The following is a 24,897-nucleotide window of genomic DNA, read 5'->3' on the forward strand; positions in this document are numbered from 1 at the left end:
CTTGCGAATCTTGGACAGAATCACCATCTGTATCTTGAGGAAAACTACTAGCATCATTAGGATCAGTTCCTATAAAAGCTTCATAACAATCATCAAACCCATCATCATCGCTATCTGAATCGTTTGGATCTGTGATGTTCCCGTTTGGATCGCAACTAGACCAAGCGTTATCCTCATTAATACCAGTAATTTCTTCGCAATCGGTTAAACCATCTTGGTCTGAATCTATATTTTCTTGAAAAATATAAATTTCAGCAACCGCAAATTGATTTGATATTGAGTTATTTGCTCTCACATAAAAAACAGTTGTGGTTCCATCACTTGTATACGGCATTGGTAATGGATTTATATTCGTATCTGCATCTGATTGTGTTAGGTGAAAAGAGTATGTATTATTTATTAACCCAGAATAGAACTCGTCTATAATAAAATCAAAATCAATTACTACATTTGGAGCACAACCTTCTGCAGAATAATCAACAGAATAAACTAGTGCATCTAAATCATCTAAGTAGTCTGGTGTTTGGTCTCCATCACTATCATCATTTGAAGGATTACCATCATTATCGCGATCTTCATCAGCTGTATTAACTCCGTCTCCATCATCATCTTCATCTAAATAATCTGGAGTACCATCATCATCTGTGTCGTCATTATCTAAGTTATTATCACCATTAATATCTTCATCGATATCTAAAATACCATCGTTATCAGTATCTGCTAAATCTACACAAGACATTTGCATGCCTAAATCTGTAGTAGGTGATGCAAAATTACCAGTAGTTACATCTGTAGTTTGGTTATTTAGTAAATCAACAACAACAGCAGAATATGATGTATTATCACTACAATAATCAATCGACATATTTAAGATGCCATTATCAATAGGTATGATTTCTGTAATATTGTTGTAAAACAATTGCATGTATCCGTTAGTTATAGGGTTGCCATCACAATCATTAAATACTCCTGTAAAATTAGTTAGTAGAGCATCTATATCTGTAACTTGAACTGAAATATTTTGATCTGAAGAATACGGACCGATTTCGGTTGAAAAATCATTATCAACACAACCAAAACTTGGCACTATCAAAGTTAAGGTTTCATCAGAAGGTATTAATCCACAAACTAGACCATCTGCATTAGAATATCCTCCACTAGAAGAATACCATCCTGTAACCGCCTCTCTTTGTAAAATCACATAAGTATTTGGCAACGGATTTCCATTTGTATCTTCTATGGTAACACAAAACTCAACATAAGGAAAAGGTGCATCACAATTCCAAAAACTAAAATGCGTCACATTACCAACATATCTATTTCCTTGGAGTATCGCCTCCCCTTCTTCTTTCCAATAACCCCCTTCTTCATCAAAAAACCAGAGTGGAATCGTTGCAGGTGCATTCGTTGCATTTTGAGGGATTGGGACTGATATTTCAGCAGTACTACCTTCTGTTAGATTTAACTCTTCACCAGAAGCACCACGCAATTCTACGGCAATCATACCATAAGTTTCAAGCACTCTAGCACTACCACCAGCATCTTCAGCAAATAACATACCTGGCATTTGAAAGTTCATATCACTATCATCTGGGTTTAAATGCTTTAACGTTACAGTAACTGCTCCACTATAATCTCCGCCTTGTTCGTTACTAAAATTACCATCGAAGGCTACTTGCGTACCATTAGGTAAATCCACTATACTTGATTCTCCAGAATTAATTGTTGCTATTGGATCTAAGCTCAATAACATAATTGTTACTTGATTGATGCCATCTGAGGGAACTATTGTTCTAGAGCCGTCAATAAATCCATCTTTTGTAGCTTTAATGTAGGCAAAATTTTCAAACACAGTGGCATCTGTTATTGAAAAAACTCCGTTGCTATCAGTTGATGCAATAATGTTTCCTACAGAAATTATCACATCAGAAACTGGATTATTGTCTTCGTTAACGACTTTACCCATGAAACGAGCACTAAATGAACTTCCGAAATTTTGAGAAAAATCGGATGGTTGTTCTTCTCCTGTTTCTGGGTTATCTGAATTCCAGTTTTCTTCTTCACATGAAGATATCATCAATGCACATGCAATAATGAATAGATTTTTAAATAGTTTCATAGACTTAAGTTGTTGATTGTAAATATATAGATGCAATTTTATGTAAAAGGTTGCTTCATAAAAATAAGAAAATTTAGTCAAGTAAATACGCAACTCAAATTGACTTATATATTATAAAACAATTTAAAACGGTTTTACCCTACTTCTACATAATCTTTTAGATAAAAAAAACGTTCTGTAAGTTTTCCATCTGAAGAAGTAATTTTTGCGCGTTTTAAAATGCCACGCTCATCACCATTAAAAAATGCTGGTATGACATGCTCTAAAAACATGTCTCCAAAACCTTCACTAGCATCTTTAGGTAATTCACAAGGCAAATTATCTACTGCCATTACAGTGATAGCTTCGTCTGCATCAAAAGCCACTTCAGTTTCAGAATGTGGATCGTATCCATAAAATGGGTCTGCAATTGTTGAAGGTCGAATTGTACTCGCTACTGGTCCATCAATATCACAAGACACATCAGCGACTAAATTAATTCTAAAGTCTGGATTTTTTGCATCTTCTCTTGTAAATAAATAAGGTGCTTTATTTCCATAAAAATGTCCTGCAATAAAAAAATCAGTTTCATTAGCGTAAGGCATGAAATTACTTTCATAACCTGTAGGATCTTTATAAAATTCTCGCTTCTCTCCTACTTTACCGTCCATGCGTTTTGCATATTCCATAACATCTGCCATGACATAAACTGGCTCAGAAAATTGTGATGTTAAGTATAAAGCATCACTCACCTCTTTGATTTTTAAATGATCTAATATTTCTTTTGCTCCCATAGCAACTTTTCCTGTTCCTGTGAGTAGTATTTTAATATTTGGAAGTGTGATTTTATCAAGTTCAGATTTTACAGCGTTAAGATCTGTAAGTGTTTCTACTTTAGGAAGATTAAACAAACCATCTCTTAATCCTAAAGCTCTAAATCCGTTATAAGCACCAACTAATCCAGCATAACGACCAAAACCAATTAAACGTGCACCACTTTGTTTTACAATGGTTTCATGATCATACATCTCGATATTTTTGTTGAGCATATCAAGTAATAACTTTCGATTGTATGGCTGTTTCTTGATGGTATGTGAAAAGTAGAAATACTTTTTATTCGGAATGAGATGCTCTAAAGGAACTTCTTTAACACCCAATAACACATCACAATCTGAAACATCATCAACAACTTCAAATCCGAAATGACGATACGCTTCATCAGGAAACACACGAATATCAGAAGATTCCACAACAAACTCTGCTTGAGGGAATTGCTTTTTAGCTTCAGCTAATTTTTCAGGTGAAAATACGACGCGTCTATCTGGTGGACTTTTACGCTCTTTAATGATTCCGAATTTCATAATATGATGTCTATAATTATTGAAAACTGACAGAAATGGTCAGTGTTCTAAATTGGTATAAAATTTGTACGAAAATACTAGTAAAAGTAGGGTTATACAAACTTTTTGATAACTTTGCATACTGCGTTAAGGATTAAAGCGGCATCCTTTTGCTTTTTGCAAAAGATAAAGCGGAAAGCCTGACCTGAAAGGGAACGCCAAAATAAAAATTACTAAAATGGGGTCGACTGGTTTTGACAGCGAGACTCATTAAACGGTAAGCACGTCGTGTAATGACATTGATACACGTAAAAGGCTAGGTCAACTTTTTAAACGGCGAGAATAACTACGCTTTAGCTGCATAATCTGAATTATAGTAAGATTAAGCCTCGTCCTACTAGGTAGGAGAGCTAAATGTCTCCAGAAAGCCTTGGTTAATGGCGTTCTTACTAGAGGCATCGTAAATATTAACTTAGATTAGGTAGTGCTTTGATGCCTTTTCGAGATAAAAAAGCTAAGTGTTGAGTAGGTTGTCTTTTGCCAGTTCACCATCGAAAATCTAATGAAAGAATAAACGTGTAGAAAGCTCTTTAATAGCTTGTTTGGACGAGAGTTCGATTCTCTCCGACTCCACAAAAGAGGACAGTTTTCAATTTATTTTAAACTTGTCCTCTTTTTTTTATCTGTTTCTTGTCATGCCGTGAGATCAGAATCCATAAACTTACCTGACCAATATCATTTCAAAAGTGAATTCTTGGTACTAATTTTACTTTTAAATAATTTCTATTTTGTTATGAAAGTACTCTTATACAGCGCTAAAGATTTTGAAATTCCATATCTGGAAAAAGCGAACAACAATAAGTACCAACTCACATTTACAAAAGAGGCCTTGTCATCACAAACGGCTATGATGTCTGTTGGCTATGATGCCATTTCGATTTTTTCTGCTGACGAAGCTTGTTTTCTGACTATCGAAAAGCTTAAAGATTTTGGTATCAAATACATTACACTTAGATCTGTGGGCTATGACAACGTAAACCTAAGAACTGCATCTAGGTTAAAGATTAGAGTGGCTAATGTACCAGCTTATTCACCTTATGCGATTGCAGAGCACTCAGTCGCTTTATTACTGGCTCTAAATCGGAAATTAATTGAATCTAATTTACGTGTCCAACATTATAACTTTAATCTTGACAACCTGGTTGGAATTGATCTCAATGAAAAGACCGTTGGCATTATTGGTACAGGTAGAATTGGATCAGTAATGACAAAAATAATGCATGGTTTTGGTTGTAATGTAATAGGCTATGATATTGAAGAAAATAACAAGTTAATAGACGATTATAATTTGCGCTACACAACTCTAAAAAAATTATGTGAGCTATCGGATATTATATCCTTACATATACCATTAAATGCCGAAACTCATTCACTTATCAACGAAAATATTATTTCAGAAATGAAAACTGGTGTAATTCTTATCAATACTGCAAGAGGAGCAGTAATAAACACAGAAGATGTCATTAACGGACTTAAGAATGGAAAAATTGGTGCTTTAGGTATTGATGTTTATGAAAATGAAAAAGGACTTTTCTTCAATGATCATTCTCAAGACATACCTAATGACGAGATGCTTATGATATTAAACGCTATGCCAAACGTTCTAATGACCGGACACCATGCTTTTTTAACTGATGAAGCTCTAACAAACATTGCAGAAACAACGATACATAATTTAGATTGTTGGAATTCTGGACTTGAAACAGGTAATGAATTGACAGAAATAATCTATTTGTCTTAAGGTCAATTTAGTCATTTGTATTGATAAATATTTTCCAGAACAATAGTTTCGCCAAGTTCATTTATTATATTTAAATCATATCTTATTTTAATGTTGGTATGTAAAGGTGCAAAATAATAAATCACCCAAGCATCTGCTTCTTTTGTCCCAATACATCCATTAGAGTAGGATTTCCCTAAAGTAATTGGATTGGTTGTGGAATGGATTAATTGACCGTTTCTAATCCCGTTGATTTCGGTTTCAATAAAAGGGATTTGGGGTAATTTAGTCACTTTTTTATCATCTCGTTTTGTAACAAAATACTGATGATTATTAACTGGGTTGACATATCTAGGGTTACGATTGTAATTAACAATATAGCCTACTCCTGTTTTAGTTTTTAAATCTTGAATCCTACCAGACATTTCTAAATATTTTTTTTCATTCCTTCCAACTCTAATAGGAAATTCATAAAGTAAGATCGAATCTTGGTAAATACGAAGTTTAAATTCTGGAATATTAATATCTATTTTAGTTTTTTGGAATGCGCTTGAAATCTTTTTGGCTCGAATAGAATCTGGTATAGTGATTACACTTCCTTTTGGAAGAACAATCATTTTTTTTTGATCGTAAACAAAAGAATCTCGAGACATCATCCTATAATAATCGGTATTCTGAAGTGTATCAATAATCCAAGAATTTGCATGAACTAAAAGATGTTCATTCAACTTGTAAGGTGTTAAAGAATCATGTTTTATTACAAGGGAATCGATGTACTGAAAGTAGTTCTCAATTAACACGTGATTTTTTACCAATAATGTATCAGAAGCTAACTGACTACTTAGCTTTGTACTATCTGAAACTTCATCAAAGTAGTCGCTTTGAGTAAAGCTAAACTTTAATACAAAAATAAATAATGCAACAATGATTATATGTTGATGAACCGTTACCATTAAGCAACTTCCAAAAAGTATTTTATAACATCAGCAGTAGATACAATTCCAACAACCTTATCATTATCTAAGATTGGGACTGCATGAAATCGACCTTCTGTTAATACCTCAGCTACTTCTTTAATACTTGTATCCGATGTCATATAAAATGGATTGGGTGTAAATATATCTTTCACACGTAATTTTTTGTAAACTTCATGATCATCACTTAAACCTGCTCCTGAAATATGATACATAAAATCAAGTAAGCTTACCATGCCAACTAATTTTCCATCGTCAACTACAGGAATATGATGATGAAATTTGTCTTTTTCATAAATATGTTTAACATCCAAAAGAATTTGATTTGACGAGACGCTAACTACATTTTTGGTCATTAATTTGGTGATTGAATTTGTTTTCATTGGAATATTATTTTAAGATTTTTATACTATTAAATTTAAGGTATTATTAATTCTCTATAAATGATCTTTATCATTTTAAAACCATCGGATTAGTAATATATTTAAGATAGTTTAAGTCAAAACTATGCTTTATGAAAACTAAAACAATTTTAGAGTTAATTACATTAAGTTCAAGTCTTTACTTCATAGCAAAAGACAATCATTTTTTAGACAGAATTAATGAATTGTCTGAAAAAGGAAAAGACAACATGAATAAGTTTATGACTGATTCTCAATTTGATGAAAACGGTAATGAATTAGAATTTGTTAATCGTATCATAGCAAAAACTCATGAACTTAAAGAGGAACTAAATGAAAAAATTGAACAACAAGTCATTAAATTCTACAAGAAAATTAATGTAGCACATTTAGATGAAATTAAAGCTTTGAATGAAAAATTAGAAAAGTTAGATGCAACCGTAGCTCTTCTCGAAGCAAGGATCAATCATTTGGAATCTTAACATAATGGGACTTATATCAGGCATAGGAAAAAACTTCAAATCCATCTCGAGATACAATCAAATCCTCAGAGTTCTGGTAAAGTATGGCTTTGAAGATTTTGTGTATTACCTGGAGGAAAAAAATCGTTATTCATTCGTAAAAAAATTAGTACCAAATTCAGCACGCACACAAGCCATAAAGTTTAGTCGATGGGAGAAGATGAGATTAGTATGTGAAGAGTTAGGTCCTACTTTTGTGAAATTTGGTCAAATTTTAAGTAATAGACCAGATTTAATTCCGTTAGAACTAGCATTAGAATTAGAAAAACTTCATGACAATGTACCTCCAATGTCTGAGGAGGTCGCTAAAAATGTAGTAGAAACTGAACTAAAGGATACAGTACAAAATTTATTTGCTTGGTTTGAACCAAAACCTTTTGCATCAGCTTCAATTGCACAAGTCCATAAGGTTACGTTGCACTCTGGCAAACGTATTGCGCTAAAAATTCAGCGTTCTGGAATTCATGAAATTATTGGAGAAGATATAAAAGCAATGTATAATATTGCTGAAATATTAGAACGAAGAATGCCTTCTTTAAAGAGTTTTGACCCTGTGGGTCTTATTAAAAACTTTGAAGATTCGATTTTAAAAGAAATTGACTTTATCAATGAATCAATTAATGTGCAACGCTTTTACAATAATCTAAAGGCAGATAATTCCTTAGATCAATTTGCTCAAGCACCAAAAGTATATCCAGAATTTACAACTACAAAAGTATTAGCCTTAGAATACATTTCAGGAATTAAGATAGATCAAATTGAAGCACTTAAACTAAAAAATAATGATCCAAAAGTTATTGCAAGACGATTGGCTACAAGCTTTTTTAAGCAAATATTTGAATATGGTTTCTTCCATGCTGATCCACATCCTGGTAATTTATTTGTGATACCCAATGGTCATATCTGTTATTTAGATTTTGGAATGATGGGCAGTATGCTACCAAGAGATATTTCAATTTTTGGGAAATTATTTATTGCTATTAATGACAAAGATGTCACAGGAATCATTCAATCCTTGCAGCAATTATCAAACAATGCTCCAATAAAAAACATGAGAGATTTAGAGTTTGATGTTAACGAGTTTCTAGAGAAATATTATGTTCGAGACATTAATGATAACGAGATGAGTACCATTCTTTTAGAACTCAAAGACATTATCATTGCGCATGGTTTAAAAGTACCAACCTACTTTTTTCTATTTGCTCGATCATTAGTTACACTAGAAGGTGTATTAAAAAAATTGCATCCAGAATTGGAACAATTTGACATTGCAAAACCATATCTTAGAAAAAATGCAACTCAGAAATACAATCCGATTCTAATTGGAAAAAAAGTTGCAAATTCTGTAGTTGAACTCACTAATTATATGGAAGAGTTTCCGACAGATTTAAAAAATGCGATTAGAAAAATAAATTCTGGTGAAGTCAAAGTAGATCTTACACATAAAGGTATTGACCCAATGGTTCATACACTTCAACGAATTACGAAACAGTTAATAACAGCATTTATAATGGTCGCTTTAATTGTTGGTGCCTCGTTATTTATTGTATTCAAAATAGATCCATTGTGGCATGGGTTATCTTTACTTGGTCTTACTAGTTTTTTCCTTGCTGTAATCTTAGGTTTTGGCATGATAATGAATCTCAAAAAAGGAGATTATGACATGTAACTAATTAACGCTCTAAACTGAATTTAAAAAAAGTACAATTTTCATTGTACTTTTTCTATTTAGAACTGAAGTTTATGGTTTAGAAAAGGCCTTTTTAAAATGATCAAAAGCCTCAGTTATCTCATGTTGAAAATGCTCTAGTTTGGTTTCCTCAACTTCTTTCTTAGCATATTTTCCCTTAAACTTATCTATAAATGAGTTAAAATCATGCTTACCTTTCTCAAAAGCATCTACCGCTTTACTCTTATCTCTAATGAATCTTTGTTCTAAAATTTCTAATTGAATTTTGAACTGCTCAATTTCAATTAAAGTTAGAGCATACATTCTAGTTAAAGCTTCATTAGTTTTAATTTTAACTTCAATATCATGTAAAGTTAGAAGTAATTGCTTTTTTTGCTTTTTAAAAATTTCTTTAGTCTCAGCTTTACCAAGTACTAATTGCAGGCGCAATTCATCAAATTTGGCATTCAAATCTTCAATTTTTTCTTTAACGCCTTTTATTTTGAATTCGCTATCATGAAGAAATAAATTAAAAGTCTTTTTTACTTCTTCGTATTTATCTTGAGCTTCTGATTTGCCTAAAGCAGCTTGAACTTGAAACTCTTCTAGTTCTACAGCCGCTTTTCTTAATGCTCCAATAACCTTTTCTACAAAGTTAATGTCTTGTTTAGTTTTCATGAGTATTTAGTTTTATGATGATAATAAATATCTTAATAAAACCTATAAAACACAATGATAAAAATCAGTTCACTTTAGGATTAAAAAGCATTATTAACTGTATTGAAATCTTCAATGCCAACTAAATCCATATAACCTAACAACATATTAGAATTGACCATTATCATTTTATAAGCTTCATATTTACCATACATTTGAGAGAAGCACACTCTAAAATGATTGGATTACATCAAATAAAAAACCAATTAAAGTCTTTCTTTATAGAAGTTGGAGAAATATCATATTTCACAAAACGGTTTTTTATTGAAGTTGTAAAGCGTCCGTTTGAGATGAAAGAATTTCTTCGCCAATGCTATCAAATGGGTAATCGTTCATTGCTTCTCGTTGGCATCACTGGTTTTATCATTGGATTGGTGCTCACCTTACAAACCAGACCAACACTAATGGAATTTGGAGCTGTTTCTTGGATGCCTTCAATGGTTAGTATTTCTATAGTTCGAGAAGTCGGACCAATAATTACGGCTTTAGTTTGCGCAGGTAGGATTGGTTCTGGAATAGGTGCTGAATTAGGCTCTATGCGAGTAACAGAACAAATCGATGCCATGGAAGTCTCAGGAACAAATCCCTTTAAATACTTGGTAGTAACACGTGTTCTAGCGATTACACTTATGCTTCCTCTACTAGTACTTTTTGGAGACGCTATTGCCTTATTTGGATCATATTTAGTTGAGAATATTAAGGGAAATGTGTCCTTTATGCTTTATTTTAATAAAGTTTTTGATGCTTTAGAATTTGGAGATATTATTCCAGCTACTATCAAATCATTCTTTTTTGGTTTGGCGATAGGCATTGTAGGTTGCTTTAAGGGCTTCAATTGTAGTAAGGGAACTGAAGGTGTTGGTAAAGCTGCCAATACAGCAGTTGTGCTGGCCTCTTTATTATTATTTATTATTGACTTTATAGCTGTTTTTGTAACCGATATTTTTTACGATTTATGACCATGACATCTCACATATCATCTAACGATATTGTTCTCGAAATTAGAGATCTTCGGAAAAGTTTTGGAGACAACCATGTGCTAAATGGCTTTAACATGAAACTTTTTCAAGGTGAGAATTTGGTTATCATGGGAAAATCGGGTTCAGGAAAATCAGTTATGATTAAATGCCTTGTTGGATTAATGGAAGCCGATAGTGGATTTATTCGCGTTATGAATAATGATATTACTACATTAGACCAAAAAGCCTTAGATATTCTTCGAGCTGATATCGGTTTTTTATTTCAAGGTAGTGCTTTGTACGATTCAATGACTGTTAGAGAAAATTTAGAGTTTCCTTTAAGACGTCACACTAAAAAATTTGCCAAAGACGCTGATACTGAAACCTTAGTAAAGGAAGCTTTAGAAAATGTAGGTTTATTGAATGCTATAGACCTCATGCCTGCAGAACTTTCAGGAGGAATGAAGCGACGTATAGCATTAGCTAGAACTTTGATACTGCAACCTAAAATTATTCTTTATGATGAACCTACAAGTGGGCTAGACCCTATTACAGCAAAAGAGATTATCCTTTTAATGCAGGAGATTCAGAAAAAATATGGAACCTCATCACTAATTATAACCCATGATGTGGATTGTGCAAGAGTCATTTCAGATCGTATGATACTTTTAATTGATGGTATCGATTATGCCGAAGGAACTTACGACGAGTTATCATCAAGTCAAGATAAAAACATAAAAGCATTTTTTAAACACTAATACAATGAAACAAACTAAAGCACAAAAATTAAGATTAGGACTCTTTGTCATTATTGGTACTATGTTATTCATTGCAGCAATATACCTTATCGGTCAACGACGAAATATGTTTAATAAAACCTTTATGATAAGTGCCTATTTCCAAAATGTAAATGGCCTACAGCGCGGAAATAATGTCCGCTATTCTGGGATAGACATAGGAACTGTAAATGATATAACGATGGTGAATGATTCTTCCATCAAAGTTAGTATGAACATTCAGGAAAAAATCATCACTCATATTAAAAAAAATGCGATTGCAACCATTGGTTCTGATGGCTTAGTGGGCAATATGATTGTGAACATTGTTCCAGGTCAAGGTGAATCAGAATTAATTAGTAATGGTGATGTAATCGTATCCTACAGTAAAATTGGTGCTGATGACATCCTTAGCACTTTAAGTGTAGGTTCAGAAAATGCGGCAATTCTCACTTCAGATTTACTCAAAATCACAACTGCCATGTTAGAAGGTAATGGTACTGTTGGTTTATTACTTAACGATACTATTATGGCTAACGATTTAAAACAATCGGTAAACAACCTCAGAATAGCAAGTCAAGGTGCAACAAAGACTATTTACGAATTAAATAGTATCATTACTTCAATTAAAACAGATGATAATACAATCTTAGGAATGCTGTTAAATGACACCATTTCGAGTGAAAAGCTTAAAATGGTAGTTTCTAATTTAGAAACCTCTAGTAGTGAAATAGACAATGTATTGTATAATATTAATACTATAGTAACTGATATAAACTCTAGTGAAGGCACCTTCAATTATTTAGTTAGAGACACTACAGCTGTAAATAGCTTAAAATCTACGTTACAAAACATTAATGAAGGAACCGATAAATTTAACCAAAACATGGAAGCCTTAAAACATAATTTTCTAACCCGAGGATATTTTAGAAAACTTGAGCGTGAAAAGGAAAAAGTATCTAAAAATCTTGAACTAGAAAAAGAATAAAAAATACTTAACTGCTACTTTACAAGTATTCCTCTTATTTTTTAACTCATCCGAAGAGCGACTTCTGTCTTAGAAATTTCATCCTAATTTCTGTAACAGCATTTATCTAAACGAAAAAAAACGTAGATAGCAACAGTAATAAAACTGCAAAAAGCAACCTTAAACTTAATTGAATTTTCATAATAGCACATTATTTAGTTTGATACCTAATTTAAATATTACAATCTTCTATTTAAATGATATGAATCAGTCATGACAACTAATTATGAATTTCTTTTTTTAGAATATTTTTAAATCGGGTTGCACTGATATAATGATCTTCTATTAGTTTACCATCATACAATAAATTGAAGACACCAAAACCTGAAGGTGCCATTTTTGCTTCTTTAACTGTATTTATTTTAGTGATTTTTAGATCTATACCACAATCCATAGCGACATTTAAAATTGCAGCTACAGACTTTTCATTCCAAGGGCATTGGTCTGCATAGCTCAAATGCCATCCTTTATACTTCTTTTGTTGGCAGCTCCAATCAATAAATTTCGGCATGACAGCGTTGTTATTCCAAGTCTTTACTAATAATTCAAACCTGTCTTTTTCAGCAATTTGTTTGAAACCATTTTTCTCAAATAAGGTCTTATCGGCTAGCCAACCTCCATTACTAGTCATTACACATAACCCATCCAATCCTTCTGCTTTAGCTTCATTTTCAGCGTCTTTAATGAGCAAAGAGGCGTAACCTTTGTTTCTATCTTTTTTTGAATATATGTAAGTACAATGAATGAACATATAATTATCGGCATCAATTGGTCGCCATGCATATTTGGCTGGTACGTACTCCATAAATCCTATCATTTTGTCTTCAGGATTTTTCAGGATTTTTATCCTTAAACCTTGTTGATAGCGCTTTTCAAACCATTTAAGTTTATCTTGAAACCCATGTCTTTTAATATCTTTTATACAAAAGAATGTTTCTTTTAAAGCGTTTTCTGGTGTAACTTTTACAATTTTCATGGTGACTTTTTATTGAATCCGTAAAGGGTTAGCATCATACTTTTTCAATACTGGCTTCAAGACTTTAAGTGGAAGCTCAATAGAATAAGTTCCGGTATAGGATGGACACATGACACAATCATCAAAGTAAAACTCTAGGTTTGTATCATTAAGAACAAAATTATTTTTACCTAAAAAAAAGTCCTCTAGAGATAATTCCCAGCAATCGTAATACAAGTCTCCTTTGCCAGCTTTCTTTCTTATTTGTTCATTAATGATAACTAATAAATCATCTTCCGATCCTTCAATGAAAAAATCTTCATAAGTCATAAAGCCTCCTTTATTTAAATCAAAATTAAATCCATCAAAAGAATAACTAGAATGCATGGCACCTGAATAAAAATTCTCTTTATAAAAAAGCACACTTACCAATTCATCATTAGCAATAAAAATTTTGTAATCTATAAACCTTTCTTCCCTAAATGTTATTGCTTCAATACTATCACACAACAATTTACTTTCTAATATCTCAGATTCCGTTTTTGTTATATTTACATAGTATTCATTTATAAATTCATTAAAATTACTATGAGTAGGTTTAATAGACTCATTGAGTAATGGATATTTAAAATTGATGGTATAATCCTTTTTATCGACAACATAACTCTTATCAATGATTAATGATTGAAATTTTTCTCGTTCATCGGGTTTCTCAATCAACTTTTTTTGCTTTAATTCAATTGAAATAGCCTTTTCTATAGGCTGAATATCTTTATCTATATTTTGTATTGTATCTGAGAAAACAGTCTCAATCTCTTCAATATCTTTTACCTCTAGAATTTGTTCGTTACTGTTCTGATTATGTTCACTTTTACAATTTGAAAGCAAAATGAATAAGACTACTAAGCATATGTATTTCATTTGATATGTTTTAAAATTAATTCTATTTTTAATTCATCTGGCTTTCGGATGATATTTAATAGTTTCATTTGATGATAAGCACCTTAAATTTATAATATTTAAGTGATAATTTTACCATCTCCCATTTGAATTATTCTATCTGTTTTATTGGCAAAATCTTTGTCATGAGTCACAATTAACAAAGACATGCCTTGTTCCTTACTCAATTGTTTAAAAATATTAAATACATTTTCGGCATTATAACTATCTAAGTTTCCTGTTGGTTCGTCGCCCATAATTATTGAGGGATTATTAATCAATGCTCTAGCAATAGCGACTCGCTGTTTTTCACCACCAGACACACGTGATGCTTTTTTATTAGCCAGATGGTCAATATTAAGTATCCTTAATTTCTCTAAGGCATCATGCTCTATGTCTTTCATTGACTTTTCACCTAACTTTTTTGCCGGAAGCATGACATTTTCTAAGACAGAAAATTCAGATAGTAAATAATGAAACTGGAATACGAAACCAATATGTTTATTTCGTAAATATGATAATTGCGCACTGGTTTGACCTGTAATTAATTGGTTATTCAGAATCAATTCTCCTTCATAATCGGTATCCATAGTAGAGAGAATATACAACAACGTTGATTTCCCACAACCAGACTTTCCCATTATAGAGGCAAACTCCCCTTTTTTAATTTTAAAATTGACATCCTTCAACACATGAAACAACACAGGTTTCTTAAAGTATTTATTGATATGTTTAGCTTCTAAAACTACACTCATTTTATTGACCTCTAATTATTTTTACGGGATCTATTTTTTTTGCTTTCACAGATGGTAAATAACCTGCAAAAAAAGTTGAAAGCATTGCAAATGAAAATCCGATAATAAAATATACTGGATTCATATTTATTGGATACGTCTCTATGGTTGGGAGTGCTTCTGTTTGAAAAGGAATAGTATCAATCAAACTTACCAATGCGAATCCGATTAGTAATCCAAGAATGCCTCCAACAAAACCAATAATCATGGCTTGGCTCATAAAAATCAATTGCACATCGTTTCCTGAGAATCCAGTTGCTTTGAGAATAGCGATATCGTTCATTTTCTCATAAATAAGCATATTTAAAATATTATAAATACCAAATCCAGCTACGATAAGTAAAGTGATAGAAACTGCATACGTTATCAGATTTCTGATTGTTGTGCCTGTTTCAAATTGTGCATTTGCAGTTTTAATATCAATAGCAGTAAGATGAAATTGTTGTTCAATACTCTTTGCCATTGAAGTCGCTTGTTCAATATCAAAAAGTTTTACATTGATGTCTGTCACATAATTATTAGCCTTACCCAAAATACGTTGCACGGTTTTAATATTTACAAAACTCTGAATAGCATCTAAATCTGCAATACCACTTTGATAAATTCCAACAATTTTAAGAGGAAAGAGCCCTCCATTAATTGGACTCACCTGAACACGATCTCCAACTTTTAAAGACATTTTTCTTGCGATTCCAACACCTAGTAAAATACCATTATCAGTATTTTGCAAATCCTTTGCTGAGCCCTCAACTATATAATCTTTCATATTGAATAAATTAGCTTCATCTATGGGCATAATTCCTGTTAAATTACCTCCTAATTCAATAGATCCAGCGATGTAAAATATCTGTGTTTTTATCTGTGGCAAAGCACCATAGACATCTTTATTGGACTTTAAATGATCTATAATTGGTAAAGCATTGTGAATTTTTTTCTGACTCAGTTTAGGTTTAACAGAGTGTACCACATTGAACGCCTTTTCAATATCTTCAAACATAGAAATTGGCTGCTTTTCTGAAGGTTCAATTTCATTATAAATGTGAATATGAGGAGTTTGATTTAAAATTAAATCATCTAACATACCATTTAAACCGGTCATAAAACAGACTAAAGTAATATAAGCACCAATTCCAAAGGTAACACCAAGCGCTGCAGTTGATGTTTGCTTAATTTTGGTGAGCAAATGTGTTTTAGCAATACTGAATATAACTCTCCAATTTGTCATCACTCCGATTTATAAATATGAGTGTCTTTTGTTATTCCTGATAAGATTTCTACATAATCCATATTTTGTAGACCTACTTTAACAGTTACTAATCCGTCGTTAGTTTTCACTTTATTTGAATCGACTAAATAAGGCTTAGGTATTGTCAACACATTTTCCTTTTTACCAATAATAATGTTTGCTTCTCCAGATAATCCTGGGTACAATACTTTTGGAGGATTGACAAAAACAGCCTCGATTGTAAAAGTCTGATTTCGTTCATCTTTCTTTGGATATATTTTAGATATACTGCCATTGAATACTTTATCTTTATAGGCATCAAGATGAATAATGACATCCTGAGACTCTATTATTTTTACGATATCTACTTCATCAACTAATAATTCGATAATAAAACGTTTAGAGCTTCCAATAGATGCTAAGGGCTCCATACTCGTAACAATTTCTCCAGGTTCTTTGTACAATGCATAAACTTTTCCACTTATTTTACTATTTATTGTAAAATCACTTGTAGTGATTGATGCTGTTTGATAGTTATTTCTTGCTTGCTTTACAGCTGTAAGCAATTCATTTTTTGTTCTATTAAGTTTATTTTCTAGAAGCTTTAACTTATTTGAAGTCAACTCATACTTTAGTTTTTTCTCATCATATTGAACCTTAGATCCAATATTTTGATCCCAAAGATTCTTTTGTCGATAATAGTTAATAGAATCATTTTTATAAGTTAATATCTCAGCTATTATCTCATCTTTAATACTTTCCAAAACAGTTGCACTACCATTAAAGTTTTCTTTGGCTAGATCTAAAGCTAATTTCGCATTTTGAGTGTTTAATTTAGGTGTCGCATTAATAATTTCAAATAAAGAATTGTTTTCTGTAATTAGATCACCTTCCTCTACTAAAACCTTATCTAATATACCAGATATTGAGGCATATACTTGATACAAGCTATCTGGCTGAACTGTTGCAGAAGCATAGACTGATTCGGTTAATGTAAGTTCCATTGGCAAAATCCCATTATCCTTACTAGAACAAGATGCCATTACTAAAAAAACCATCAAATAATTTAAAGTTTTCATTAAGAACTATTTATAAAATTTAATTAATCACTTTAATATCCCAAGTGTTATTTTTATTTAATAATGCATATAAATTATTTGAAATCTTTTTGGTTGCAATTTTAGGTGGTTGCCGCAAGAATTTTTTATCTAAAAGAACATTAGTTCTTTTTGGACTCACATAACCTTTTATATTACCTTGAACATCTATAACTGCTTCCAAATATTTGTCATAAGCGACATTTTTACCAAGGACTTCATTTGTTCCAACTCTCACTTTTATTAATTCTAAGACAATCGCTAATCCATTATCAAAATTCAAAGCATTTAAATATTGAGGTTCAATAATTTTTGTTCCACAGGTATTGATATAACCAAAATAAGAAATCCCGTTTCTCTTTTCTTCAATAAGACATCTACCACTGCTAAATACTGGAAAACTTCCATCTAAATTTTGAGACACAACCAAATCACTTCTAAAATCCATTATTAAAATACCTTGCTGATTTATAAACGACCATTGACCATCTTTTTGTATTGCAGCAAAACCCTCATTGAATGGAGAAATAAAATCAACATTTTCTAGTGATTGAGAAAATCCAAATAATGATATGGTCATCATTACTAAAACGAAGCTTAAGTTTTTCATGACTATTAGATTAAATATTACTAGGACAAATATAGATTTGAACTAAACCTTATAAAATGATATCTATCAGACTATTGAAATTATAACACAAGTTTAATATTTAATGAGAATTGTTTAAATAAAAAAGAAGACCACAATAGTCTTCTTTTTTATTTATATTAATAAGAGGTGTTTATTGAAACACATTTTCTGGAATCTTTGATAATGCTAACCAATCACTGCCATCTGCTAATGCTGACCTATCGCTACTTTGAAAATTTAGGCTAGAAATGTAGTTAAACGTACCCAATTCTAAGTTGATTGTACCGAAAACTCCATTTTGATCTAAACCATATAGGATTCCATTTGCATCTTTTTCTAGGCATCTTACATATCCAAGACCATTTCCGCCTCCTGCTGCCACTCGAGTTGGTGGAAATCCGACTGCAGTCAATTCAATGACTTCAGACACGTTACCATTTAAATCAGAGACTACAATTTCTCGTTCGTAAGAAATATAGATTTGATTGCTATCAACCCCATATTCTAATCCCATACCACAGCATACATTATAATCATCTCCTTCATATGTAAAATAAGCAACATCGTTAATTGACCCATCTAAATTTAACCAAATCAAGCCTGAGTATTCTTCATAATTATAATCATCCCAGTACACAGTGCCCAATATTTTACCATTGTGCATTTCAATACCAGGAAGCGAATACCAATCATCATTAGCATTGTCATTTAATACCGTTGCTTCCAAAGTTGAAGGATTAATACTATAAATAATTCCGTCACCTGGACTATTAGCGTTGGAAGTTGCGTACACCAAGCCATTAGCAGAATTATAAACAACATCTCTTAATCCTAATAATGGTTGTCCTTCATACGAGATTGATCCTAAACTAGTTAATGCGCCAGTAGTTTTATTAATGGCTGAAAATACACCAGTTGCCCTATTATAAACAACCATAACATCATTTATGACTATTGGATCGTCATTATCATCGTCGTCACTACAATTAGTGAACGTTGCGAACGCTGCAAAAACTAATAAAATTCCTAAACTTTTTAAAATAACTGTTTTCATGATAAAATATGTATTGATTAATAGTACCAAATCTAAGTTTGTATTACTTTTCATACAATGATATCCATCAGTCTTATCAATATATATATAATTCAAACTCGCAGTCTAAGTCGTTAATGATCTGTTTTGTCTATTCATTGAAAAATACATTTAAAAACAAGAGAGAGAGAGAGAGAGAGAGAGAGAGAGAGAGAGAGTAGCTTACTTATAATTAGAGCTTTTTGAACTCTATACTAAGTTTAGCGAGAAAGATAAGTTCAGATTTATTCTGACCTGAATAACTGGCAGCAATTTGACCTGCAATTTTTAAGAGTATAATTCTTACAGATTTTGGAAATTGATGTGAGTTATTCTTCAAATAAAAAATAAAATCTTCAAAACACTGATGAGATTTAAATTGATTTAAATACAACATATTAAAAGTTGAAGTAATATGATAATACATATCAACATCAACTTTGAGTTCTGAATAATTAAAAAGTTCATCGATAGATTTCATTTTAGACTTAAAAACATCATATTCAACTTTCTCTATTCGTTTGTCTACACAAGCAATAGCGTAAAATAATTTAGCTATATGTTCACAAAATTTTTCATCAATTGCGTTTTTCATAAAATAAATCTTAGAGTATAAATTTAAATACATTAGACTTTTTCATCAATGATATTCATCAGTTGAAAGCAAATAAAGTGCGCTTTTTTTTGTATTTTTATATTACACTTTTCTATACTAAATCCTATGTTTCAACAAGACCAAGAAATATTTAATATCTTATTAGAATCTGTTTCTGACGCTGTCATTATTGTTGATAATTGTCAACATATTATGGAAGTGAATGACATAGCTGAAACTACATTTGGCTATCCTAAAACTGAGTTAATTAATAAGCCATTAAACCTATTACTACCGTCAAATTACCATGACAATCATGCACTACATTTTGAGAAATTTATCGAAAACGGCAAAAGACGACGAATGGGAGAAGCTTCAGATATTTATGGCTTAAAAAAGAGTGGAGATATCATAGACATTGAGGTAGAACTAAATCCTTTTAAAATTTATGATAAGACTTATGTAATGGCTCTAATTAGAGATGTAACAGAGTTAAAAGAGACTAAAAAAGATCTTATGCTAAAAAGTAGAGCGCTTCACTCTGCAAGTAATGGTATTATAATAACAGATGCGCTTAGAGCAGATAACCCGATTATTTATTTTAATTCAGCCTTTCAGAACCTTACAGGTTACTCATCTAAGGAAATTCTTAATCATAATTGTAGGTTTTTACAAGGAAAAGACAAACACCAACCTGCTCTAAAAGACTTAAGAGAAGCCATACAAAGCGGTAATAATTGTCAAGTTACACTTCGTAATTATAAGAAAGATGGTACTATGTTTTGGAACGACTTATATATAATGCCAATAACAAACCAAAAAGGTGTAGTCACACATTTTATTGGAATTCAAAATGATGTTACCGGACGGAAAAAAGTTGAAGAGCGATCAGAGCTGTTACAAACTGCACTACTTAAAGAAAAAGAATTGAATGCTATGAAAACACGATTTTTATCATTGGTTTCACACGAATTCAAAACTCCTTTAAGTGGTATTTTGACCTCAGCAACTATTTTAAGTAAGTACAAATTGAGTGAAGAGCAAAAAAAACGTGATAAACATATTAAAACTATTTCTAACAAAGTTCATTATTTGAACAACATCTTAAATGATTTTCTTTCTTTAGAGAAACTAGAATCAGGTAAACTATCTTTCAATTTCACTGATTTCAAAATAAGTGAAGTTATAGACGAAGTAGTTTATAATGCAAACATGTTGTTGAAAGAAGGCCAACACATAAAATATCCGAAAAACATTAATCATGTTTCACTTTACCAAGACAAAAAAATATTAGGTTTAATTTTAGCTAATTTAGTTAATAATGCTATTAAATACTCAAACCAAAACACAGTGATTACCATTGCGATAGATCAAGATAATTTTGAAACAAAAATTCAAATTATAGACAATGGTATAGGCATTCCTAAAAAGGATCAAAAAAACATATTTGAACGTTATTTTAGAGCTGAAAATGTCATTAATATTCAAGGCACTGGTATAGGTTTGAACATTGCAAAACATTACCTAGAAAATCTAGGTGGAAACATCAGCTTTATAAGTGAAGAGCTTAAAGGTTCTACGTTTATTATAACTTTGCCAAATACTGCATCATAATGAAAACTATATTACTAATAGAGGACGATACTGTACTTAGAGAAAATACTGCTGAACTCTTAGAATTATCAGGCTATAAAGCCATTACAGCACCCAATGGCAAAATTGGAATAACTTTGGCAAAAAAACATCTTCCAGACATTATCATATGTGATATTATGATGCCAGAATTAGATGGTTATGATACACTCCAAGTATTATCAAAAAACCCAAAAACCAAGTATATACCATTTATTTTTCTATCTGCTAAAACCGAACACAAAGATGTTAGAAAAGGTATGAATTTAGGTGCCGACGATTATATAACTAAACCTTTTAGTGAAGATGAACTCATAAGTGCTATACAAAGTAGATTAGCTAAAGCTGCAATATTAAAAGAATTAACTACATCGACAACTCCAAAAACTACTGCTAAACCTGAATTAAAAACACTCAATGATTTAAAAAATCATTTTGATGATTATGGTGAAGTATTCAATTATGAAAAGTATGATATTATTTATAGAGAAAGTGACCACTCTAATTACGTTTACTTAATAAAAAAAGGCAGTATTAAATGCCATAAAATTGATGAACAGGGTAAAGAACTCACGACTGCTTTATTTAAAGAAGATGATTTATTCGGTTATGCTTCATTTATAGATAACCATCCTCACAGAGAAACTGCAACTGCAATTGAACCTCTTCAATTATTGGGGCTCTCATCTCACAACTTTAGCGATATACTTAATGACAATCATAAATTAGTAATTGAGCTTCTTCAACTGCTATCTGATGACCTTTCAATACTCAAAAATCAATTACTTGAAATGGCCTATGGAACAGTTAACAGAAAAACAGCTGCAACCATTGTAAAGTTTGCTGAAAAAATCAATCGTAAACCTGAAGATCCAATAAAAATATCTCGAAGCGATTTGGCTAGTGTTGCAGGTATCGCCACAGAAACATTAATTAGAGCACTTACAACGTTTAAAAATCAAGGCCTGATTAAATCTGAAGGCAGACATATTAAAGTATTAGATCTCAAAAAGTTAAAAGAGATTTATTAGTCTTTCATTTATGCTTTTATAACTAAAATGATCAATATCATTTTAGTTATAAAAGCATGAGCATACATTTGCGATATTAAAGATGTTGTAAAATGAAAAATATACTTTTGCCAACAGATTTTTCAGATAATTCATGGAATGCTATTAAATATGCTATAGCGTTTTTTGAAGACTACACTTGTAATTTTTATATCCTTCACGCCAACCAAATAGCTGATTTAGCGGTTAATGATTCTTCATATATTCTGAGTAAAGAGGAGATAGAAGATAGTTATATTAAACCTACACAACTTAAATTAAAACAATTAATTAGTCGTATTTCTGAATCTTTACTAAAGAGGGAAAATCATAATTTCCATTGTATATCAGAGTATAATTTTCTTATAACTTCAATACGAAAAAACATAGAAGAAAAGCACATAGATTATATTATTATGGGCACCAAAGGTGCTACAGGCTTAAAAGAAATAATACTCGGAACAAATACTGCTGATGTGATTACAAAAGTCAAATGTAACACCTTAGTCATTCCTGAAAACTCTGAATTTGTAAAGCCTAAAGAAATTGGTTTTGCAACTGATTTTTCATTATCACATGACTTAGACATATTGCGACCGATAAAACACACTTTGAATTATCCCAACACTTCACTACACATATTACATATAAAAGAAAAGCACAAAGAATTAAATGATGACCAAAAATTAAATAAAAAATTATTAGAAAACTACTTTAAAAACTTTAGCATTGACTTTCATTTTTTAACAAATAAAAAAATTGAAGACGCTATTCAATGTTTTGCTCAAAGCAGAAATATCGATATGTTTTATATGGTAGGAAAAAATCTAAATTATTTTGAACACATATTATTTCATTCAAAAGTTGAAAAAATAAGCTATCATACAGACATTCCCTTTTTTGTGCTGCATGAAAAAAAATAAACATTATGGATAATTCAATCTTTTTAGCAAAATTCTGGGGATGGTACCTAATCATTTTTTTCTTAATATTAAGTTTAAAACCAGAGCGAATTAAGCAAATTTTCTCAGATTTAAAAGATGAAAAATTTCTGATATTAATAGCATTTCTAACCATAACTGTAGGCTTACTAAATATCCTATTTCACAATATTTGGGAATTCAATTATAAATTTATCATTACTGGTATTGGCTGGTCATCTCTATTCATAGGATTAGCGTTATTTATAATACCTAAACCAACTGTTAGTTTATTAAATACATTGAATATCAAATTAGTTCAAGTGTTGTATTTGCTTTTGTTCTTGGTAGGAATACACCTTATTAATAGTGCACACATGATAGTACTGTTCTAATAAAACAACATTACTGACATATATCATTTACTAATTTGTGATGTATAATTATATTTATAGTGTCATTATAAATGACATAGTGGGAGTGGGGATTCTCATTTAAAATTAATTTTAGGATTAATTTTTAAAGAAGCCAAACAATTTGTTTGGCTTCTTTATTTATCGTCAAATACTTTAAGACTGATCAATATCATTTCAATTTCAATTACTGTAACTTAAATTTAACTTCTAAAGCATAAATGCTCTTTGAAATAATTTAAACATTAGTCTTTAGACCACACATCCTAAAGATTACAGATAGAGATGTTTCAGTTGTTTAATTTGTAGTTAGCAATTCATTCACTACACATTTTTTAAGGGTATACAAATCGATTGACAACTCTCTATTGCTAAGAAACAGGAAGGCTTACCTTCCTGTTTCTTTCGCTCAATTTTTATGCTGATTTAAACACAAATTTTCATCTATAAATTTTTTACCAATGAGAAAAGTATTGATTCCTACAGATTTTTCAGAAAATGCAATGAATGCATTAAAATACGCATTAGAACTTTTTAAATACGAGAAGAGCGTTTTTTACATCATGCATGCCTATAAGGATGAAATTTATGAAGATCAGGATCTCATGTCAAGAGAGACAATGAATGATCTTACTAAAATTATCTCGAATAGGACAGAATCAAAATTAGCAACTATATTAGAAGAACTTAAGGAAATTTCACCAAACCCAAGACATACATACCACACCATAGCCTCAAACAATTTACTGTTAGATGAAACAGATAAAATCGTTGATAGCGAAAACATAGATGTTATTGTTATAGGGACTCGTGGAAAAACAGATGATCGAAGATTGACTTTTGGAACACGTACCTTACAAGTTTTAAAATATGTACAATGTCCAGTATTAGCTATTCCAAAAGACTACAAATACAATCAACCAAAACATATACTCTTTCCTACTGATTATTTAATTCCATATAAGAGAAGAGAACTTAAACTTTTATGTGAACTTGCCTCACCATATAGAGCAAAGATTGACTTATTACACGTTTCAAAAACTAAAAATCTCTCTTTAAGACAAGAAGACAACCAGAACTTTATTTTGGAGGAATTACATAAAACAGAAGTCAGTTCGGTTACTACTTATGACAGAAATAAAGTCAATGCTATTTACACTTACATAAAAGAACATCCTATTGACATGCTAGTCATGGTTAATACTAGGCATTCATTTCTTGAAAACATCTTATTTCAATCAACAATAGATAAAATAAGTTTATACATTGATATTCCATTTTTAGCCTTACAGAATATTAGACGCTATTAAATA

23 protein-coding genes, 1 other RNA gene and 1 pseudogene are annotated in these 24,897 nt (G+C 31.2%); 12 read left to right on the plus strand and 13 right to left on the minus strand.

The window, feature by feature from the left end:
- Together AB8B90_RS09935 and AB8B90_RS09940 are read right to left on the minus strand one after the other, a co-directional pair.
- Positions 1 to 2,119, minus strand: a pseudogene (locus AB8B90_RS09935) (hypothetical protein); the annotation flags it as partial.
- 134 nt (positions 2,120 to 2,253) lie between these two features.
- The gene (locus tag AB8B90_RS09940; RefSeq protein WP_405336405.1) at positions 2,254 to 3,459 is read right to left on the minus strand and encodes an NAD(P)-dependent oxidoreductase; all 1,206 of its coding nucleotides are present in this window, start codon (positions 3,457 to 3,459) and stop codon (positions 2,254 to 2,256) included.
- Positions 3,460 to 3,678: 219 nt separating this feature from the next.
- Between AB8B90_RS09940 and ssrA the strand changes: the two genes are divergently transcribed.
- Positions 3,679 to 4,074, plus strand: a transfer-messenger RNA (tmRNA) gene (gene ssrA / locus AB8B90_RS09945).
- Positions 4,075 to 4,231: 157 nt separating this feature from the next.
- Complete coding sequence (locus AB8B90_RS09950) at positions 4,232 to 5,239, plus strand: 2-hydroxyacid dehydrogenase (RefSeq protein ID WP_405336407.1); 1,008 nt, start codon at positions 4,232 to 4,234, stop codon at positions 5,237 to 5,239.
- Positions 5,240 to 5,250: 11 nt separating this feature from the next.
- On the opposite strand, the gene AB8B90_RS09955 is transcribed toward AB8B90_RS09950, so the two are convergent.
- Positions 5,251 to 6,171 carry a L,D-transpeptidase gene (locus AB8B90_RS09955; protein WP_405336409.1) on the minus strand — a complete coding sequence of 307 codons (921 nt, stop codon included), beginning with the start codon at positions 6,169 to 6,171 and terminating at the stop codon, positions 5,251 to 5,253.
- Entirely contained in the window at positions 6,171 to 6,575 is a 405-nt protein-coding gene (locus AB8B90_RS09960) for an HPP family protein (RefSeq protein WP_405336411.1), read from the minus strand. The genes AB8B90_RS09955 and AB8B90_RS09960 overlap by 1 nt, the downstream gene beginning before the upstream one ends.
- 131 nt (positions 6,576 to 6,706) lie before the next feature.
- Between AB8B90_RS09960 and AB8B90_RS09965 the strand changes: the two genes are divergently transcribed.
- Complete coding sequence (locus tag AB8B90_RS09965) at positions 6,707 to 7,075, plus strand: hypothetical protein (protein WP_405336413.1); 369 nt, start codon at positions 6,707 to 6,709, stop codon at positions 7,073 to 7,075.
- A 4-nt stretch (positions 7,076 to 7,079) separates the two neighbouring features.
- Positions 7,080 to 8,783 (plus strand): ABC1 kinase family protein, encoded by a 1,704-nt coding sequence (locus AB8B90_RS09970; protein WP_405336415.1) that lies wholly within the window; start codon positions 7,080 to 7,082, stop codon positions 8,781 to 8,783.
- Positions 8,784 to 8,855: 72 nt separating this feature from the next.
- On the opposite strand, the gene AB8B90_RS09975 is transcribed toward AB8B90_RS09970, so the two are convergent.
- A complete protein-coding gene (locus AB8B90_RS09975) occupies positions 8,856 to 9,461 on the minus strand; it encodes a hypothetical protein (RefSeq protein ID WP_405336417.1) in 606 nt (201 codons plus the stop codon).
- Between the two features lie 215 nt (positions 9,462 to 9,676).
- On the opposite strand from AB8B90_RS09975, the gene AB8B90_RS09980 reads away from it, so the two are divergent.
- Genes AB8B90_RS09980 through AB8B90_RS09990 form a run of 3 tightly spaced genes read left to right on the plus strand, consistent with a single transcriptional unit; the run spans position 9,677 to position 12,223 of the window.
- Positions 9,677 to 10,459 (plus strand): MlaE family ABC transporter permease, encoded by a 783-nt coding sequence (locus AB8B90_RS09980; RefSeq protein ID WP_405336419.1) that lies wholly within the window; start codon positions 9,677 to 9,679, stop codon positions 10,457 to 10,459.
- Between the two features lie 2 nt (positions 10,460 to 10,461).
- Positions 10,462 to 11,217 (plus strand): ABC transporter ATP-binding protein, encoded by a 756-nt coding sequence (locus AB8B90_RS09985; RefSeq protein WP_405336421.1) that lies wholly within the window; start codon positions 10,462 to 10,464, stop codon positions 11,215 to 11,217.
- Between the two features lie 4 nt (positions 11,218 to 11,221).
- Complete coding sequence (locus AB8B90_RS09990) at positions 11,222 to 12,223, plus strand: MlaD family protein (protein WP_405336423.1); 1,002 nt, start codon at positions 11,222 to 11,224, stop codon at positions 12,221 to 12,223.
- Positions 12,224 to 12,482: 259 nt separating this feature from the next.
- On the opposite strand, the gene AB8B90_RS09995 is transcribed toward AB8B90_RS09990, so the two are convergent.
- The 8 genes from AB8B90_RS09995 to AB8B90_RS10030 all read right to left on the minus strand — a co-directional run bounded on the left by AB8B90_RS09995 (position 12,483) and on the right by AB8B90_RS10030 (position 19,570).
- Complete coding sequence (locus AB8B90_RS09995; protein ID WP_405336425.1) at positions 12,483 to 13,238, minus strand: GNAT family N-acetyltransferase; 756 nt, start codon at positions 13,236 to 13,238, stop codon at positions 12,483 to 12,485.
- A 9-nt stretch (positions 13,239 to 13,247) separates the two neighbouring features.
- Positions 13,248 to 14,138 (minus strand): RsiV family protein, encoded by an 891-nt coding sequence (locus tag AB8B90_RS10000; protein ID WP_405336427.1) that lies wholly within the window; start codon positions 14,136 to 14,138, stop codon positions 13,248 to 13,250.
- Between the two features lie 98 nt (positions 14,139 to 14,236).
- A complete protein-coding gene (locus AB8B90_RS10005) occupies positions 14,237 to 14,911 on the minus strand; it encodes an ABC transporter ATP-binding protein (protein ID WP_405336429.1) in 675 nt (224 codons plus the stop codon).
- A gap of 1 nt (position 14,912) precedes the next feature.
- Positions 14,913 to 16,175, minus strand: coding sequence for an ABC transporter permease (locus AB8B90_RS10010; RefSeq protein ID WP_405336431.1), 1,263 nt, complete (start codon positions 16,173 to 16,175; stop codon positions 14,913 to 14,915).
- Positions 16,175 to 17,254 (minus strand): efflux RND transporter periplasmic adaptor subunit, encoded by a 1,080-nt coding sequence (locus AB8B90_RS10015; RefSeq protein ID WP_405336433.1) that lies wholly within the window; start codon positions 17,252 to 17,254, stop codon positions 16,175 to 16,177. The genes AB8B90_RS10010 and AB8B90_RS10015 overlap by 1 nt, the downstream gene beginning before the upstream one ends.
- 19 nt (positions 17,255 to 17,273) lie before the next feature.
- Positions 17,274 to 17,882: a WG repeat-containing protein gene (locus AB8B90_RS10020; RefSeq protein ID WP_405336435.1), complete on the minus strand. Its 609-nt coding sequence runs from the start codon at positions 17,880 to 17,882 to the stop codon at positions 17,274 to 17,276.
- 172 nt (positions 17,883 to 18,054) lie between these two features.
- Entirely contained in the window at positions 18,055 to 18,957 is a 903-nt protein-coding gene (locus AB8B90_RS10025; RefSeq protein ID WP_405336437.1) for a hypothetical protein, read from the minus strand.
- Between the two features lie 211 nt (positions 18,958 to 19,168).
- Positions 19,169 to 19,570 carry a hypothetical protein gene (locus AB8B90_RS10030; RefSeq protein ID WP_405336439.1) on the minus strand — a complete coding sequence of 134 codons (402 nt, stop codon included), beginning with the start codon at positions 19,568 to 19,570 and terminating at the stop codon, positions 19,169 to 19,171.
- A 126-nt stretch (positions 19,571 to 19,696) separates the two neighbouring features.
- On the opposite strand from AB8B90_RS10030, the gene AB8B90_RS10035 reads away from it, so the two are divergent.
- From AB8B90_RS10035 to AB8B90_RS10055, 5 genes are all read left to right on the plus strand, one after another.
- Complete coding sequence (locus tag AB8B90_RS10035; RefSeq protein ID WP_405336441.1) at positions 19,697 to 21,184, plus strand: PAS domain S-box protein; 1,488 nt, start codon at positions 19,697 to 19,699, stop codon at positions 21,182 to 21,184.
- Positions 21,184 to 22,233, plus strand: a complete 1,050-nt coding sequence (locus tag AB8B90_RS10040; protein WP_405336443.1) for a response regulator — start codon at positions 21,184 to 21,186, stop codon at positions 22,231 to 22,233. Before AB8B90_RS10035 ends, AB8B90_RS10040 begins: the two co-directional genes overlap by 1 nt.
- A 92-nt stretch (positions 22,234 to 22,325) precedes the next feature.
- Positions 22,326 to 23,174, plus strand: coding sequence for a universal stress protein (locus tag AB8B90_RS10045; RefSeq protein ID WP_405336445.1), 849 nt, complete (start codon positions 22,326 to 22,328; stop codon positions 23,172 to 23,174).
- Positions 23,175 to 23,179: 5 nt separating this feature from the next.
- Positions 23,180 to 23,566: a hypothetical protein gene (locus AB8B90_RS10050; RefSeq protein WP_405336447.1), complete on the plus strand. Its 387-nt coding sequence runs from the start codon at positions 23,180 to 23,182 to the stop codon at positions 23,564 to 23,566.
- 479 nt (positions 23,567 to 24,045) lie between these two features.
- The gene (locus AB8B90_RS10055; protein WP_405336449.1) at positions 24,046 to 24,894 is read left to right on the plus strand and encodes a universal stress protein; all 849 of its coding nucleotides are present in this window, start codon (positions 24,046 to 24,048) and stop codon (positions 24,892 to 24,894) included.
- Positions 24,895 to 24,897 lie beyond the last annotated feature (3 nt).

This window comes from Psychroserpens sp., assembly GCF_045105015.1.
GTDB lineage: Bacteria > Bacteroidota > Bacteroidia > Flavobacteriales > Flavobacteriaceae > Psychroserpens.

Bases quoted from the DNA above. Each gene is read 5' to 3' on its own strand.
- AB8B90_RS09950 (WP_405336407.1), top strand. From the start codon at position 4,232: ATGAAAGTACTCTTATACAGCGCTAAAGATTTTGAAATTCCATATCTG.
- AB8B90_RS09990 (WP_405336423.1), top strand. From the start codon at position 11,222: ATGAAACAAACTAAAGCACAAAAATTAAGATTAGGACTCTTTGTCATT.
- AB8B90_RS09940 (WP_405336405.1), bottom strand. From the start codon at position 3,459: ATGAAATTCGGAATCATTAAAGAGCGTAAAAGTCCACCAGATAGACGC.
- AB8B90_RS09955 (WP_405336409.1), bottom strand. From the start codon at position 6,171: ATGGTAACGGTTCATCAACATATAATCATTGTTGCATTATTTATTTTT.
- AB8B90_RS10025 (WP_405336437.1), bottom strand. From the start codon at position 18,957: ATGAAAACAGTTATTTTAAAAAGTTTAGGAATTTTATTAGTTTTTGCA.
- AB8B90_RS10005 (WP_405336429.1), bottom strand. From the start codon at position 14,911: ATGAGTGTAGTTTTAGAAGCTAAACATATCAATAAATACTTTAAGAAA.
- AB8B90_RS10040 (WP_405336443.1), top strand. From the start codon at position 21,184: ATGAAAACTATATTACTAATAGAGGACGATACTGTACTTAGAGAAAAT.
- AB8B90_RS10030 (WP_405336439.1), bottom strand. From the start codon at position 19,570: ATGAAAAACGCAATTGATGAAAAATTTTGTGAACATATAGCTAAATTA.
- AB8B90_RS09970 (WP_405336415.1), top strand. From the start codon at position 7,080: ATGGGACTTATATCAGGCATAGGAAAAAACTTCAAATCCATCTCGAGA.
- AB8B90_RS10055 (WP_405336449.1), top strand. From the start codon at position 24,046: ATGAGAAAAGTATTGATTCCTACAGATTTTTCAGAAAATGCAATGAAT.
- AB8B90_RS09985 (WP_405336421.1), top strand. From the start codon at position 10,462: ATGACATCTCACATATCATCTAACGATATTGTTCTCGAAATTAGAGAT.
- AB8B90_RS09980 (WP_405336419.1), top strand. From the start codon at position 9,677: ATGATTGGATTACATCAAATAAAAAACCAATTAAAGTCTTTCTTTATA.
- AB8B90_RS10010 (WP_405336431.1), bottom strand. From the start codon at position 16,175: ATGACAAATTGGAGAGTTATATTCAGTATTGCTAAAACACATTTGCTC.
- AB8B90_RS09960 (WP_405336411.1), bottom strand. From the start codon at position 6,575: ATGAAAACAAATTCAATCACCAAATTAATGACCAAAAATGTAGTTAGC.
- AB8B90_RS10000 (WP_405336427.1), bottom strand. From the start codon at position 14,138: ATGAAATACATATGCTTAGTAGTCTTATTCATTTTGCTTTCAAATTGT.
- AB8B90_RS10035 (WP_405336441.1), top strand. From the start codon at position 19,697: ATGTTTCAACAAGACCAAGAAATATTTAATATCTTATTAGAATCTGTT.
- AB8B90_RS10045 (WP_405336445.1), top strand. From the start codon at position 22,326: ATGAAAAATATACTTTTGCCAACAGATTTTTCAGATAATTCATGGAAT.
- AB8B90_RS09995 (WP_405336425.1), bottom strand. From the start codon at position 13,238: ATGAAAATTGTAAAAGTTACACCAGAAAACGCTTTAAAAGAAACATTC.
- AB8B90_RS09965 (WP_405336413.1), top strand. From the start codon at position 6,707: ATGAAAACTAAAACAATTTTAGAGTTAATTACATTAAGTTCAAGTCTT.
- AB8B90_RS10020 (WP_405336435.1), bottom strand. From the start codon at position 17,882: ATGAAAAACTTAAGCTTCGTTTTAGTAATGATGACCATATCATTATTT.
- AB8B90_RS09975 (WP_405336417.1), bottom strand. From the start codon at position 9,461: ATGAAAACTAAACAAGACATTAACTTTGTAGAAAAGGTTATTGGAGCA.
- AB8B90_RS10050 (WP_405336447.1), top strand. From the start codon at position 23,180: ATGGATAATTCAATCTTTTTAGCAAAATTCTGGGGATGGTACCTAATC.
- AB8B90_RS10015 (WP_405336433.1), bottom strand. From the start codon at position 17,254: ATGAAAACTTTAAATTATTTGATGGTTTTTTTAGTAATGGCATCTTGT.